Source organism: Streptomyces sp. NPDC014656 (genome assembly GCF_043084305.1).
GTDB lineage: Bacteria > Actinomycetota > Actinomycetes > Streptomycetales > Streptomycetaceae > Streptomyces.
Genome location: NZ_JBIBZN010000029.1, coordinates 22,988 through 38,166, shown reverse-complemented (window position 1 = coordinate 38,166; position 15,179 = coordinate 22,988). Strand labels below are relative to the sequence as shown.

Annotated in this window: 8 protein-coding genes; 1 reads left to right on the top strand and 7 read right to left on the bottom strand. The window is 74.6% G+C overall.

The genetic code is table 11. The annotated features are described in order from the left end of the window. The 7 genes from ACF1ED_RS36540 to ACF1ED_RS36510 form a co-directional block, all read right to left on the bottom strand. Positions 1–6,953 (bottom strand): beta-ketoacyl synthase N-terminal-like domain-containing protein (locus ACF1ED_RS36540; RefSeq protein ID WP_391767675.1); only part of this gene is annotated, 6,953 nt, incomplete at its 3' end. A 221-nt stretch (positions 6,954–7,174) separates the two neighbouring features. Then, positions 7,175–8,041 (bottom strand): 3-hydroxybutyryl-CoA dehydrogenase, encoded by an 867-nt coding sequence (locus tag ACF1ED_RS36535; protein WP_391767674.1) that lies wholly within the window; start codon positions 8,039–8,041, stop codon positions 7,175–7,177. After that, positions 8,038–9,036 carry a 3-oxoacyl-ACP synthase III family protein gene (locus ACF1ED_RS36530; protein ID WP_391767673.1) on the bottom strand — a complete coding sequence of 333 codons (999 nt, stop codon included), beginning with the start codon at positions 9,034–9,036 and terminating at the stop codon, positions 8,038–8,040. The genes ACF1ED_RS36535 and ACF1ED_RS36530 overlap by 4 nt, the downstream gene beginning before the upstream one ends. A gap of 36 nt (positions 9,037–9,072) precedes the next feature. Continuing rightward, the gene (ccrA, locus tag ACF1ED_RS36525) at positions 9,073–10,434 is read right to left on the bottom strand and encodes a crotonyl-CoA carboxylase/reductase (protein ID WP_391767672.1); all 1,362 of its coding nucleotides are present in this window, start codon (positions 10,432–10,434) and stop codon (positions 9,073–9,075) included. 334 nt (positions 10,435–10,768) lie between these two features. Next, the gene (locus tag ACF1ED_RS36520; protein WP_391767671.1) at positions 10,769–11,866 is read right to left on the bottom strand and encodes an HAD family hydrolase; all 1,098 of its coding nucleotides are present in this window, start codon (positions 11,864–11,866) and stop codon (positions 10,769–10,771) included. A gap of 199 nt (positions 11,867–12,065) precedes the next feature. Continuing rightward, complete coding sequence (locus ACF1ED_RS36515; protein ID WP_391767670.1) at positions 12,066–13,283, bottom strand: acyl-CoA dehydrogenase family protein; 1,218 nt, start codon at positions 13,281–13,283, stop codon at positions 12,066–12,068. A gap of 14 nt (positions 13,284–13,297) precedes the next feature. Beyond that, a complete protein-coding gene (locus ACF1ED_RS36510) occupies positions 13,298–14,233 on the bottom strand; it encodes a ScbA/BarX family gamma-butyrolactone biosynthesis protein (protein ID WP_391767669.1) in 936 nt (311 codons plus the stop codon). 250 nt (positions 14,234–14,483) lie between these two features. Here ACF1ED_RS36510 and ACF1ED_RS36505 point away from each other — a divergent pair, with 250 nt between their 5' ends. Next, complete coding sequence (locus tag ACF1ED_RS36505; protein WP_391767668.1) at positions 14,484–15,113, top strand: ScbR family autoregulator-binding transcription factor; 630 nt, start codon at positions 14,484–14,486, stop codon at positions 15,111–15,113. Positions 15,114–15,179 lie beyond the last annotated feature (66 nt).

Here is a 15,179-nt window from a genome sequence, read left to right as displayed (position 1 = left end):
TCCACACCCCGCAGGACATCCTCCACCCGCCACTCCACACACCGCTCCACCGCCGACGCCACCTCACGGAAATGACCCGCGAAACCGGCGTCCGCGTCCAGCAGCTCGACCGCCATACCCGCCCACTGCGAACCCTGACCCGGGAAGACGAACACCCGACGACCCAGCGGTTCCGCCGTGCCGGCGACCGCACCGGGCGCCGACCGGTCCTCGGCGACGGCGCGGAGGGCCGAGGCCAGTTCGAGGCGGTCGTGTCCCACGGCCACCGCGCGGTGGTCGAAGACGGCCCGTGCCACCGTCAGCGCGCGGCCGGCGTCCTCCGGCGCCAGGCCGTCCTCCACCGCCGCGGCCATCCGGGCGGCGAGTTCGCGCAGGGCGGGTCCGGTCTTCGCGGACAGCACCAGGGGAAGCGCGGACGCCTCCCGTCCGGCGGCCGTCTCGTCCTCGGTGGACTCCTCCGCCTCCGGGGCCTGTTCGAGGATCACGTGGGCGTTGGTGCCGCTGATCCCGAAGGAGGAGACGCCGGCCCGGCGCGGGCGGCCGGTCTCCGGCCACGGCCGCTGCTCCGTCAGCAGCTCCACCGCGCCCGCCGACCAGTCCACGTGCGTGGAGGGCGCTTCGACGTGCAGGGTGCGCGGCAGCACGCCGTGCCGCATCGCCTGGACCATCTTGATGACGCCCGCGACACCGGCCGCGGACTGGGTGTGGCCGATGTTCGACTTCACCGAGCCGAGCCAGAGCGGCCGGTCGGCGGGGCGGTCCTGCCCGTAGGTGGCCAGCAGCGCGCCCGCTTCGATGGGGTCGCCGAGCCGGGTGCCGGTGCCGTGCGCCTCGACGGCGTCCACGTCCGCGGTGGAGAGGCCCGCGTCGGCGAGCGTCCGCATGATGACCTGCTGCTGCTGGACGCCGTTGGGGGCGGTCAGGCCGTTGCTGGCGCCGTCCTGGTTGATGGCGGAGCCGCGGACCAGGGCGAGGACGCGGTGGCCGCGCCTGCGGGCCTCCGAGAGGCGCTCGACGAGCAGCACCCCGACGCCCTCCGACCAGCCGGTGCCGTCGGCCGTGTCGGAGAAGGACTTGCAGCGTCCGTCCGCCGACAGCGCCCGCTGGCGGGTGAGTTCGACGAAGATGCCGGGCGTGGACATGACGGTCACGCCGCCCGCGACGGCCATCGTGCACTCGCCCGTCCGGATCGACCGGCAGGCCATGTGCAGGGCCACCAGCGAGGCGGAGCACGCCGTGTCGACCGTGATCGCGGGGCCTTCGAGGCCGAAGGTGTACGCGATCCGGCCCGAGGCGACGCTCGGCGTGCTGCCGGTCATCAGATAGCCCTCGGTGGCCTGCGTGCCTTCGTCGAGGCGCGGTCCGTAGTCCTGGAACGTGGTGCCGACGAACACGCCGGTACGGCTGCCGGCCAGCGACTTCGGGTCGATCCCGGCCCGCTCGAAGACCTCCCAGGATGCCTCCAGGAAGAGCCGCTGCTGCGGGTCCATCGCCAGCGCCTCGCGCGGGTTGACGCCGAAGAAGTCGGCGTCGAAGCCGGTCGCGTCGAGGAAGCCGCCCTCCCGCACGTAGTGCTTGCCGGGGGCGTTGCCCTCCGGGTCGTACAGCCCCTCCAGGTCCCAGCCGCGGTCGGTGGGGAAGGCGCCGACCAGGTCGGCGCCGTCCGCGACGGCCCGCCACAGCTGTTCCGGGGTGTCGACGCCGCCGGGGAAGCGGCAGCTCATCGCCACGATCGCGATCGGGTCGTCGTCCTCGTCCCCGGACGGGGAGCCGGCGGGCGGCCCGGACGGGGCGGCCGGGTCCTGGGCGTCGTCGGCGCGTCCGCCGCCCGTGCGCCGCCACAGGTGGCGGACGACGGCGTCCGGGGTGGGGTGGTCGTAGACCAGGGTGGTGGGCAGGGCGAGGCCCGTCCCGGCCACCAGGAGGTTGCGCAGTTCCACGGTCATCAGGGAGTCGAAGCCCAGGTCCTTGAAGCTGCGGGCCGTGTCGACGCCCGCCGCCGAGCCGTGCTCCAGGACGGCGGCGACATGGCCGCGGACCAGCTCCGTCAGGGCGGCGATCGCCTCGGCCTCCGTCAGCCCGGCCACCAGGGCGTCCGCGGCGGACGCCCCGGTCTCCGGCCGCGCCGCCGGACGCCCGGCGTCCGGGAGGAGGGCGGGGAGCGCGGCGGGGCGCCGTTCGGCGGCGGGGGCGAATCCGCGCAGCACCGCGGATACGGTCCGCCGTTCCCGCGGTCCGCGGAGCGCGCCGCGGTCCGGGCGCACCGCGACCACCAGGGGGGCGGGCACGCGCGGGGCGAGGTCGAGCAGGGTGAGTCCTTCCGCCGCCGGCAGCGGGAGCACGCCGGTGGGGGCGGGTGAGCCGTCGCCCTCCCACGGGCCCCGGGCCACGGCCTGCGCGGCGCCGCCCTCCGCCTGCCGGCGGGCGGCGAGGGCGTGGGCGAACGCTCCGGCGGCGCAGTCGGCGCCGTCGGGGCCGCCCAGTACCGCCTCGGCCGGGGTGAGCAGCACGAACGCGGACAGGGAGTGGGCGCGGGTCAGTTCGTCGAGGTGGACGGCGGCGGCCGTGCGTGCCCGCACGTCCGCCTCGGGACCGGTCGCGGCCACGTCGTGCACCACCCCGGTCAGCGGGTGGGCCGGCGGGATGGCCGCGAGCAGGCCGGCGAGGGCGTGCCGGTCGGTGAGGTCGCACGGCGCGGGCGTGACCTCCGCGCCGAGCGCGCGGAGTCCGTCCGCGGTCTCCTCGCTCCAGGTGCCTGCGGGGCCGGCGAGGAGCAGGTGGCGCACGTGGTGCTCGGTGACGAGGTGCCGGGCCAGTGCCGCGGACCGGCCGTCGGCCGAGCCGGTGACCAGGACGCTGCCGCCGGTCTCCCACACGGGCACGGGTGCGGCCGGCGGCAGGGCGCGCACCAGGCGCGGTGCGAGGATCCGTCCGCCGCGCAGGGCCAGTTCCGGCTCGTCGCAGCCGAGGGCGAGCGGCACGGCCTGGAGGGAGTCGCCGGGCGCGCCGAGGTCGAGCAGTCCGATCCGTCCGGGGTGCGCGTGCTGGAGCGAGCGCACCAGGCCGCGTACGGCCCCGGAGACCGGGTCGGGCGGGAGTCCGTCGTCGCCGGCGGCGACGGCGGACCGGGTGACCACGACGAGCCGGGCGTCCGCGGACCGCTCGTCGGCGAGCCAGGCGCCCACCGCTTCGGCCGTCCGGGCCGCGGCCGCGGCCGCGGCGTCGGCCAGGGCCGCGCCGGTGGCGTCGCCGGCCTCGTCGGCGCACGTCAGCAGGACGACGCCCGGTGCCCGGCCGTCGGTGCCGACGCAGCCGAGCAGGCTCCGCACGTCCGGCAGGTGCGTGACCCCGCTGTGGGCGGTCGTCAGGGCGGCCGGCAGGCCGAAGCCGTCGGAGCCGACGACGACGACCCCGCTCCGCACCGCTCCTCGTGGGGTGGGCACGGGGCGCCATTCGAGGCGGTACAGCGCGTCCTGGGCGGCGGTCCGGGCGGCGCGGATCTGCCGTTCGGTGACCGGTCGCGGGGTGAGGGAGCCGATCCGGGCGACCGGCTCGCCGGCGCCGTCGGTGAAGGTCAGGGTGTGGGCGGCGTCGCCGGCCGGGGTGATCCGTACGCGCAGGGCCGTCGCGCCGGTCGCGTACACCTCGAAGTCCTGCCAGGTTCCGGCCAGTTCGCCGTCCGGGGCGACCAGGCGCAGGGCGCGGTCGACGAAGGCGGGGTGCAGGGCGTAGTGGGCGGCGTCCTCGCGCTCCCGGGGCGTGAGTTCGATCTCCGCGAGGAGGCCGGTGCCGGTCGCCCAGGCCGCGCGGACGCCCTCGGGCGCGGGGATCGGGTCCGCGTCGTCGGCCGGCCCGGCCGTCCCGGTCGGCACGGCCGTCCCGGGTCCCGCGGCGCCCGTCGGGGCCGTCGGGAAGGAGTCCTGGGGAAACGTTCCCTCCGTGAGCGTGCCCTCGGCGTGCCGGGTCCAGACGGTGCCCGGCAGGTCGTCGTCGGGACGGGTGTGGACGGTCACCCGGCGGACGCCGGACCCGTCGGGCGCGGTGACGGCGACCTGGATCCGGGACGCGCCGTCCCGGGGCAGCACCGGCGGGGTGCCCACCGTCAGCTCGGCGACCCGCTCGGTGCCCGCGGCGGCACCGGCCTGCCGTACCAGCTCGGCGAGCGCCGCCGGGGACAGCAGCCCGGTCTCCTCCCAGGAGGGGGCCCCGGCGGTCAGCCGGCCGGTCAGCAGGACCTGGCCGGAGTCGGCGTGGTCCACGACCGCGCCGAGCAGCGGGTGGCGCAGTGCGGCGAGTCCGGCCGCTCCGACGTCGGCCCGGGCCGCCCGGCCCGGCTCGCGGAGCCAGTACCGCTCGCGCTGGAAGGCGTAGGTCGGCAGGGGGACCCGGCGCGCGCCGGCGCCCGAGTCGGAGCCGGCGCCGGAGATCACCCGGTCCCAGGCCACGGACGCGGCGCCGGAGGCGTGGAGCCCGGCGACCGCCGCGAGCAGCGTGCGGGGCTCCTCCCGGCCCCGGCGGACCGCCGGCACCAGGACGGCGGAGGAGCCGAGGCAGTCGCGGCCCATCGCCGTGAGCACGGCGTCCGGGCCGATCTCCAGGTAGGAGGTGGCCCCCAGCCGCTCCAGCGTGCGCATGCCGTGCAGGAAGAGGACCGCCTCGCGGGCGTGCCGCACCCAGTGGCCGGGGGTGGCGATCTCCGCCGGACCGGCGAGGTCCCCGGTCAGGTTGGAGACGACGGCGATCCGGGGCTGCCGGTAGGCGAGGCTCTCCGCGACCTCGCGGAACCCGGCGAGCATCGGCTCCATCAGCGGTGAGTGGAAGGCGTGGCTGACCTGGAGGCGCTTGGTCTTGCGGCCCTGTCGCCGCCAGTGCTCGCCGACGGCGAGGACCGCGTCGGTCTCGCCGGCGACCACGGTCGACGCGGGTCCGTTGACCGCGGCCACGGCGACGTCCCGGGCGTCGCCCAGGGCGTCGCGCACCTCCTCCTCCGACGCCTGGACGGAGACCATGGCGCCGCCCTCGGGCAGCGCCTGCATGAGCCGGCCGCGGGCCTCGACGAGCCGGGCGGCGTCGGGCAGGGTCAGGACTCCGGCGACGTGCGCGGCGGCCAGCTCGCCGATGGAGTGGCCGAGGAGCAGGTCGGGCGTGACGCCCCAGTGCTCCAGGAGCCGGAAGAGGGCGACCTCGTGGGCGAAGAGCGCGGGCTGGGTGTACTCGGTGCGGTCGAGGAGGCCGGCGTCGGCCGGGTCGGTGGAGTGGGCCAGCTCCCGCAGGGAGCGGCCGAGCAGCGGGTCGAGCTGGGCGCACACCTCGTCGTAGGCGGCGGCGAAGACCGGCTGCGCCGCGTACAGCTCGCGTCCCATGCCGGGGCGCTGGCTGCCCTGTCCGGTGAACAGGAGGGCGAGCTTGCCGCCCGCGCCGGTCCCGTCGGACCGGCGGGCCTCTCCGCGGACGAGGTGCGCGGCCCGGCGGCCGCCGGCCAGGTCGCTCAGAGCCGTCTCCAGGTCCGCCCGGTCGGCGGCGAGGAGCACGGCCCGGTGCTCGAAGTGGGTCCGGCCCACGGCCAGGGAGTGGGCGAGGTCGGCCACGGGCAGCCAGGGGCGCCCGGCCAGGGAGGCGCGCAGCAGCTCGGCCTGGTCCCGCAGGGCGGTCTCGGTCCGGCCGGAGACGAGGAACGGCAGCGGCCCGTCGGCGGCGGTGCCGCTCCCGGCCGCGGGCTCCCGGTCGGGCCAGTCGGACAGCACGAGGTGGCAGTTGGTGCCCCCCATGCCGAAGGAGCTCACCCCGGCGATCACCGGGCCGCCGTCGCGGTCCAGGGCCGTCGGAGCGGTGTTGACGGCGATGCGGAGCTCGTCGAACGGGATGCGCGGGTTGGGGGTCGTGTGGTTGAGGCTGGGGACGAGTTCGCCCTCGCGCAGGCAGAGCACGGACTTGATGAGTCCCGCGATGCCCGCGGCGCCTTCGAGGTGACCGATGTTGGTCTTGACCGAGCCCACCCGCAGGGGCGCGCCGGCGGGCCGGCCGGCGCCCAGCACCGCGCCCAGGGCCTTGGCCTCGACCGGGTCGCCGACCGGGGTGCCGGTGCCGTGCAGCTCGACGAAGGCCGCCTCGGCGGGGTCCACGTGCGCCCGGGCGTAGGCGCTGCGCAGGACCTCCTCCTGTGCCTCCGGGCGCGGCGCCGTCAGGGTCAGGCCGCCGCCGTCGTTGTTGACGGCGCCGCCGCGGATGACGGCGTACACGCGGTCGCCGTCGGCGAGCGCGCGGTCCAGCGGCTTGAGGACGACCAGGCCGCCGCCCTCGCCGCGTACGTAACCGTTGGCGCGCGCGTCGAAGGTGTAGGCCCGGCCGTCCGGGGAGAGCGCCCCGAACTCCTCGGCCAGGGTGAAGCCCTCCGGCGTGAGGTTGAGGCTCACGCCGCCCGCGAGGGCCACGGACGCCTGTCCGCTCAGCAGGGTCTCGCAGGCGCTGTGCACGGCGACGAGCGACGAGGACTGGCCCGTGTCCACGACCACGCTCGGGCCGCGCAGCCCGAGCGCGTACGAGACGCGGTTGGCGATGACGCCGCGGCTGAGGCCCGTGATGCTGGTGTGGTTGATGCCCTCCGCGCCCCGCTCGTGCGCCAGCTTGGCGTAGTCGTCCCAGATGGCGCCCATGTACACGGCGGTACGGCTGTCCGCCAGCGTGGCCGGGACGATGCCCGCGTCCTCCAGCGCCTCCCAGGCCAGCTCCAGGGCCAGCCGCTGCTGCGGGTCCATGCCCGCCGCCTCGCGCGGTGAGATCCCGAAGAACTCCGGGTCGAAGCGGTCCACCCGGTCGAGGTAACCGGCCGGCACCCTGCCTTCCGCGGCGAGTTCCGAGCGCTCCGCGGGAGGCTGCGAGAGCGCCTCGCGGCCCTCCCTCAGGAGCTTCCAGAAGGAGTCGACGTCGGGTGCGCCGGGAAAGCGGCAGGACATTCCGACAATGGCTATGCCGTCGACGGGAACGCCCTGCTGATCGGTCGTTCCGCCCCCGGATTCGATGGGCATTTTCTTCCTTCCGGATGTGGATTGCGCGAGGGGATGGTGAAACGCGACAGAACCTGGAACGCGGACGCGCCGCAGAAGCGCGGGCCGCCGAGAGAGCGCGGGGTGCCGCGGAAAGGGAGGACGCATGGCGGGAATTCGGATTCCTCGGCTCAGCGGTAGGTGTAGAACCCCCGGCCGCTCTTCTTTCCGAGCAGTCCGCACTCGACCATGCGCAGCAGCAGCGGCGGCGGGGCGAAGAGGGGTTCCTTGGTCTCCTCGTACATCGCCCGGGCGATGGCGACCGTGGTGTCGAGGCCGATCAGGTCGGCGAGCTTGAGCGGGCCGAGCGGGTGCGAACAGCCCAGCTCCATGCCGCTGTCGACCATGTCGACCGTCGCGACGCCCGTGTCGACCATGCGGATCGCGGAGAGCAGATAGGGGAAGAGCAGGGCGTTGACCACGAAGCCGGCGCGGTCGGGGGTGTGGATCACGTGCTTGCCGAGGCCCTCGGTGACGAACGCCTCGGCCCGCGCGACGGTCCGCCCGTCGGTGAGGACCGAGCCCACCAGCTCCACCAGCGGGAGCACCGGCACCGGGTTGAAGAAGTGGATGCCGAGCACCTGGCCGGGGCGCTGGGTGACCCGGGCGAGCCGGGCGACGGACAGCGACGAGGTGTTGGTGGCGAGGATCGCCTCGGGGTCCTCGACGACCTTGTCGAGGGTGGCGAACACCTCGTGCTTGGCCGTCTCCTCCTCGGCGACGGACTCCACCACCAGCTGCCGGTCGGCGAGGTCGGCGAGGTCGGTGGTGAAGGTGATGCGGGCGAGGGCGGCGTCCCGCGCCTCCTCGTCGGTCTTCCCCTTGGCCAGGGCCCGGTCGAGCGAGCCCGTGATCCGCCGCAGTCCCGCCGCGGCGGATTCCCGGGAGCGGACCGCGATCCGTACGTCGTGCCCGGCCCGGGCGCACAGCTCGGCGATCCCGGCGCCCATGGTGCCGGCGCCCACGACGCCCACGCGCTCCACGGTGGTGGCGCTCATGCCGTCACCGCCCAGCGCAGCAGGGTGGTGCCCATCGCCATGCCGCCGCCGAACCCGGCCATCAGGACCAGGTCTCCGTCGCGCAGCGCACCCGACCGGTTCGCGTCGTCGAGGGCGACCGGCACCGAGGCGCTGCCGACGTTGCCGTACCGCTCCAGGGTGCGGTGGGTGTGGGCGCCCTGGAGGCCGGTGGTCGCGACCAGGTCGGTCAGCATGACCCCGTTGGCCTGGTGGGGCACGAAGTGGTGGACGTCGGCCATCTCGAAGCCGGCCCGCTCGACGAGGCCGCGCAGCGCCCCCGGCACGTTCTCGGCCACGAAGTCCCGCACGCCGCGGCCGTTCATCTTGAAGTGGTGGCCGCCGTCCGCGACCGTCTCCGCCGAGGCCGGCTGCCGGCTGCCGCCCGCCTCGACCCGGATGAGCGCGTGGGCGTCGCCACGGGTGGTGAGTTCGGTGTCCAGGATCCCGTACGGCCGCGGCACGCGCCCGATCACGGCCGCGCCCGCGCCGTCCGCGAAGAGCACGGCGGTGCGGCGGTCGGCGAGGTCGAGGATCCGGGAGTACGTGTCCGCCGCCACCACGAGCACGACGGCGTCGGGGTTCAGCTGGACCAGGCCCCGGGCCATCTCCAGGGCGAAGACGAAGCCGCTGCACACGACGTTGACGTCGAAGCAGGCGGCGCCGTACGCGCCCAGCAGGTCCTGCACCAGGGCCGACGTGGGCGGCTGGGGGTGGTCGCCCGTGGAGGTGGAGACGATGAGGTGGTCGACCCGTTCCGGCGGGACGCCGGCCTGGTCGAGGGCCCTGCGCGCGGCGTGGGCGGCGAGGTCCGAGGTGGCCTCGTCCGGGGCGGCGTAGCGCCGGGACGAGATCTGCGTCTTGCGCTCGATCCACTCGGCCGTCACACCGGCCCGGAGCGCGACCTCCTCGTTGCTGATGACGTCCTTGGGCAGGTAGGAGCCGGTGCCCAGGATGCCGACGGCGGTCTGTGCCATGTCTGCTCCTTCTTCGCTTCGCTGGGGGGTGAGCGCTCAGCCGGCGAGAGCCGCGGCGGGGGCGTCGTCGACCGTGCGGAAGGGGTTCAGGCGCTGTGCGCCGATGCGTTCGCGCAGGGCGGGGTCGGTGACGCCGAGTCCGCTCCGGGGGGCGAGGGCGAGGATGCCGACCTTGCCGGTGTGCCGGTTGGTCTGGACGAGGCGGGCCGCCTCGGCGACGTCCTGGAGGGGGTGGACCTCGGAGAGGACCGGCGAGATCATCCCGAGCTGGAAGAGCCGGTTGCACTCCCACTGTTCCTGCAGGTTGGCCGCGTGGCTGCCGATGATCCGCTTGAGGTTCATCCACAGGTAGCGGTTGTCGAACTGGTGCTGGTAGCCGGTGCTCGACCCGCAGGTGACCACCGTGCCGCCGCGGCGCACCACGAAGACGGAGATGCCGAAGGTCGCCTGTCCGATGAAGTCGAACACCACGTGCGGGTCCTCGCCGACCTCCTGGCGGATGACGCGGCCCAGGCGCTTGCCCAGTTCCACGGTCCGCTCGGGGGTCAGCGGCCCGCTGCCGTCGAGGCCGATGTCGGCGCGGTTGATGACGACGTCGCAGCCGAGCTCGCGCAGGAGCCGGGCCTTCTCCTCGGAGCTGACGACGCCGATCGGGATGCCGCCCGCGTTCTTGACGAGCTGGACCGCGAAGCCGCCCAGGCCGCCGGTGGCCCCCCAGATGAGGACGATGTCGCCCTGCTTGATCCGGGCGCCGCGGTCGCTGACCAGCATCCGGTAGGAGGTGGCGGCGGTGAGCATGGTGCTGGCCGACTCCTCCCAGGTCAGGTGGGTCGGCTTGGCGAGCAGCTGGCTCGCCCGCACCACCGTGTAGTGGGCCAGGCCGCCGAAGTTGGTCTCGTAGCCCCAGATCCGCTGCTCGCTGCCGAGCATGCCGTCGGCGTGGGTGGCCGGCTGCTGGTCGTCGACCTGCACGCAGCTGGCGACCACGTGGTCGCCGACCTTCCAGCGCCGTACGCCCGCCCCGGTCCTGACGATGACGCCGGAGGCGTCGGAGCCGAGCACGTGGTACGGCCGGTCGTGCCGTGCCGCCCAGCCGCCCTGCCGTCCCAGGCGCTCCAGGAAGCCGAAGGTGGACACCGGCTCGAAGGTCGCCGACCAGACGGTGTTGTAGTTGATGGAGCTGGCCATGACCGCCACCAGGACCTCGTCCGGCGCCAGTTCGGGCATCGGGACGTGCCCGACCCGCAGCGACTTGCGCACGTCCTTGTCCTCGACGCCGCGGAACATGTCCACGTCCTCGATCCGGGTGTGCGTGGCGAGGTAGGTCTCGGGGAGTTCCGTCCGCTCCAGCTGTTCGGGAGCGGCTCCACCGATCAGAGCTTCTGCCAATGAGTCCATGACAATCCTTCAGTGATCAAAAGCGCCGGGCAAAGGGGGCGGGGATCGGATCCGGGCGGACAGGGCGGGCGCCGTGCGTCCGCGCGTCGGTGGGCGGAGTGGCGAGGGAATCGGGGACTCTTCGGTCTCCCGGGCACGGCCTGTCGATTTCCCGCAGGAAGAACGTTACGAAGCGGGTTACGGGCCACCAACCCTTATCGGCCCCTACTGCCACCCCAGTTGATCGCTGAGGGTCAGACTCGGGGCAGGGGTGGGCCGGCGGGCCGCCGCCCGCAGAAACGAGCGCGGCAGACCGGCGATACGCCGGTCTGCCGCGCTCGGGACCGCTCGTTCGTCAGGCGCGCAGGTCCTTCAGCGCCCGGCCGAGCCGCTCGGCACCGGCGTCGCCGAGGGCGCCCGCGTCGGCGCGGGCCGCGGTGACGAGTTCCCCCACGGGCAGCGCCGGGACCTCGTAGGGGAAGGGCGCGGAGGTGCGCACCACCCACGCGAGCGCGGACTCGGACATCGTCCGGTGCCAGGTCGTCAGCGCTTCGAGCGCGGACAGGGCGTCGGGCACCCGGTCGATGTCGGTGGCGTCCTCGCTGCCCTCCTCCGGTCCTGCCCAGTGCCGGCAGATGACCCAGTAGGACTCGGGGGGCTCGGCGCCGGCCGCGGGCTGGGTCCGGGGAAGCCGGCCGGTCGTGGTGGTGTGCTGCATGGCTGCCTCTCGTTGCTGTTCGGTGCGGGGTCGAAGGAGCGGACGCGGGACGGGGGACGGGGCGGACGGCCCGGTACCGGGGAGCACGGGCCAGTCGTGGGCGGCCGCGTGGGCCAGGAGCACGGCGTTCGAGCCGACGACCACCGGGTGGCCGACGAGGGCGAGCATGTCCAGGTCGCTGTCGTGGTCCCCGTAGGCGAAGCAGTCGTCGGGTTCGAGGCCGAGACGCCGCATGGTCGCGGCCACGCCCGCGCCCTTGGCCGCGCCGATCATCGGGCGCTCCACCTCCCCGGTCAGCAGCCCCCGGGAGTCGACCGCCAGCCGGGTCGACAGGACGTGGTCCGCCCCGACCTCCCGGGTGATCGGTTCGAGCAGGGCGTCGCACGAACCGGACACGAGCACCACGCTGTCTCCGGCGGCGTGGTGCCGGTCGAGTGCGCGGCGCACCTCGGGGACGAAGGCGTCGGGCCGCTGCCGGTAGCCACGCCACCAGGCCCGGCCCGTGGCCAGCAGGTGGGCGTGGGGCACGCCGGCGAACCGCTCGAAGTACGTGCGGTTGAGGGTCGCGCGGTCGACTCCCGACGCCGCCAGCGCGCGCAGACGGGTGCGCTCCGCCCGGAACGCGCAGCCGTCGTCGCCTTGCGTTCCGAGCCAGTGGCGTAAGAAGTCGAGCATGCTCTTGGCCGTGATCAGGGTCTCGTCGACGTCGAAGAAAGCGGCGCGGCGGGGCGGCATGGAGACGGTTCCTCTCAGGGAAAATACCTTCTCGCAGGTATCTTCAGGGATGCGACCCCTGGGCAGGGCGTGACCGGCGGACCCGCCCCGAGGGCGGGCACGCCGGTCACACAGGGGTACGGCGGGGGGTTCCGTGCGCGGAAGGGCCGGCGCACGGCGGGGATTCGGCACGCGGCGGGGTCCGGCGCGCGCCGGGGATTCAGCGCGCGGCGGGGACCTGGCGCGGCGCGGGGACGTGGTGCGGTGCGGGGACCTGGTGCGGCGCGGGGACCTGGTGCGGCGCGGGGACCTGGTGCGGCGCGGGCGCCCATGCCCGGGCATAGCCCGCCGCGGCCGTGTCGAAGCGGAGCATCGCGTGCTCCGAGGCCGTCCGGATGTCCCGCCACCGCCGCTGGACCGGGCCGTCGAAACGCAGCGCGCGCGATCCGCCCGCCGCCATCAGCCGCTCGGAGGAGGCCACGCACCACTCCGTGGCGGCGACGGCGTCCCGGATGACCTCGGCGGTCGTCCGCGGCTCGACCTCGCAGGTGTCGGCGCGCAGGGCCGCCTCGGTCAACAGCAGTTCAGCGGCCCGGAGTTCGGCCGACGTCCGGCTGAGGGCGGCGGCCGCCCGCGGGCTCTCGATCCGGGCCGTCCCGTCCGGCTCCCGCGCGGTGCCGACCTCCCGGGTCCAGGCGTCGAGCATGCCGCGCGCCGCGCCGAGCACCGGCGCGGCGAACATCAGGGCCGCGACCAGGGGGAAGGGGACGCTGTGGCAGCGCGCTCCGTCCGCGGCGGGCGCGGACGAGAGCAGCCGGTCCTGGGCGACCGAGCGGTGGTCCGGCACGAACACCCCGTCGAGCGACACGGTGTTGCTGCCCGTGCCCCGCATCCCCAGGGGGTCCCAGGTCTCCTCCACGTCGCACTGGCCGGCCGGCACCAGGAAGAGCCGGACCTTCCGGCCCTCCGGCGCCGGGACCCACGCCGAGACGAGCACGAAGTCCGCGTGCTCCACCGCGCTCACGTTGGGCCAGCGCCCGGTCAGCAGGTGACCGTCCGCGAGCGGCTCGGCCTCCTGCGTCGGGGCCGCCACCCCCGCCGCGATGAGGGTGTCCGGGGAGGTGCCCCAGAGTTCGCGCCGCGCCCGTTCCGGAAGGTACGCGGCGAGCCGGCCGTGCGCCGCGAAGAGCATGCCGCACCAGGCGGCCGAGGCGCAGGACGCGCCCAGTTCGCCCACCGCGGCGACCAGCGGGGCGAAACCCCCCGCCGAGCCGCCGTGGGCGGAAGGGACGAAGTGGCGGCCGAAGCCCGCCCGCACCAGCGCGGACACCACCTCGGGCGCGAGTCTGCCCGCCCGGTCGGCGAAATCCGCTCCGCGTTCCGCCGCGCGCACGGAAGCGGTCACGTCGATGGGGGCGGGGTCCGCGAGCGGGCGCACGGCCCGCAGCGTCCTCATCGCGCACCCGAAGCCCGGAGGGCGACCCGCCCGGCGGCGGCGGGCGGCGGCGCGGACGCCCAGACCACGTGGCCCGCGGCGGCGACCCTGCCGTCCTGCACCGCGGACACGTCGAACCGGACGTGGCCCCCGGGCTGTCCGTCGATCACCCGCCGGGTCCTGATGGCGACGGGGGCGTCCAGTTCGCAGTAGGACGCGAAGTCGGTGACGGTCCTCGCCATCGCCCACGTCCCCGGCCCGGCGGCCGCGCGGCTGGCCTGCCGGAACGCCTCCAGCAGCAGCACGCCCGGCACGTGGTCGCTCGGGTGGTCGAAGAAGACGGGGTGCGAGGTGTCCACGCGGAGCCACCACAGGCGCGTGTCGCTGAACATGGACGCCATCGTGAGGTCCTCGGAGAGCAGCACGTCCGCGGGCCGCGTCCTGCCCACGCGTGCGGGGTGCAGCGGTCGCCCGACCACGTGCCGCACCCGTTCGGGCGTCCTGCTCGACGGCGTGCGCAAGCGCCGGTAGAGCCGGGGAGCCAGGGTCTTCCAGGAGACGCCGCCCTCGGCGTACACGACCGTGCCGTCGGTGATCCGTCCGTGCAGGGAAAGGACGGTGCGCGACGCGCTCCGGGGCCGGCCCTCGCTGACGGTGACGTCGAGCACGAGGAGGCCGGACGTCGATCCGGCCCCGTCCGGGGCGCGCACGTCGAGCTCGATCCCGTCGAAGACGAAGGGGTGGTCGAGCGGGATCCCGTAGAACTCGTGCGTCAGATAGATGGCGGCCTGCCTCAGCGCCTCCATGAAGAAGGAGGGATCGCTCCGACCAGCGGGAACGGGGTGGTAGAGCACGTGCCCCCGCGGCCGCTCGACCGCCAGTCGGAACCGGCCGGGCGCGATCCTCACCGCGTCGGTCAGCAGCACCTCCGACGAGGCGGCTTTGTGAACCATGCGCTGGATGTTACGTGCGCGCAACTCAGGATGTACTGTGCTGCTCTTGGCAGTTGTAGGTAATTCACCAAAACCCATGTCCCCCGACCCCCATCGCAGTACTGAGAGCGTGCTCCGTGCACGCCTCAACCCTTGCTGTGACCACGAAAAAATATACCTTCGCGAAGGTATTAGGCAAGGCCCGACCCAGCTGACGACCCCGCGCCCGCCTGGCGCGCACCCTATGTACCGGAAAGGCGCGATCCCCCAGATGCCCCCCTCATCTCCCTCCGGCTCCGGCGAACCGCGAACCCTCAAGCAGGACCGGGCCTATCGCACCCGTCGCCATGTGCTGCGTGCCGCGGCCGAGATGTTCGCCGAGCTCGGTTACACGAACACCTCCATCACCGGCATCGCCGAACACATCGGCATGACCAAGGGAGCCGTGTACTTCCACTACAAGAACAAGGACGCGATGGCGGTCGAAGTCGTGCAGGACGCCTACCGGATCTGGGGCGTCCTGACGGAGGAGGTCACGGCGGAGAGCCAGGACCCCGCCACCTCGATCATGACCCTGCTCGACCGGACCGTGCAGACCTTCCTGGACGACGTCATCGTCCAGGCGGGGTCCCGGCTGCAGGCCGAACGCTCCCTGATCGACGCCCGGCTCCCCGAGCCGTACGTCGGCTGGACGAACCGGCTGACCCAGCTGTTCGAGCAGGCCGCGGAAGCCGGCGACCTCAGGCCGGGCGTCACTCCCCGCGCCGCCGCCACCGCCGTCGTCGCCGCGGTCTTCGGAATGCAGCACATCTCCGATGTCCTGCACCAGCGCCAGGACCTGGCGGAGCGGTGGGCCGAGCTCCGCACGGTGCTCGTGGAGACCCTCCTGACCCCTCGCTGACCCCGAGCCCCCCACCCGCCCCGGGCCGGGGCACCGGGGTGGAACCCCCTGCCCGGCGCGCCCCGG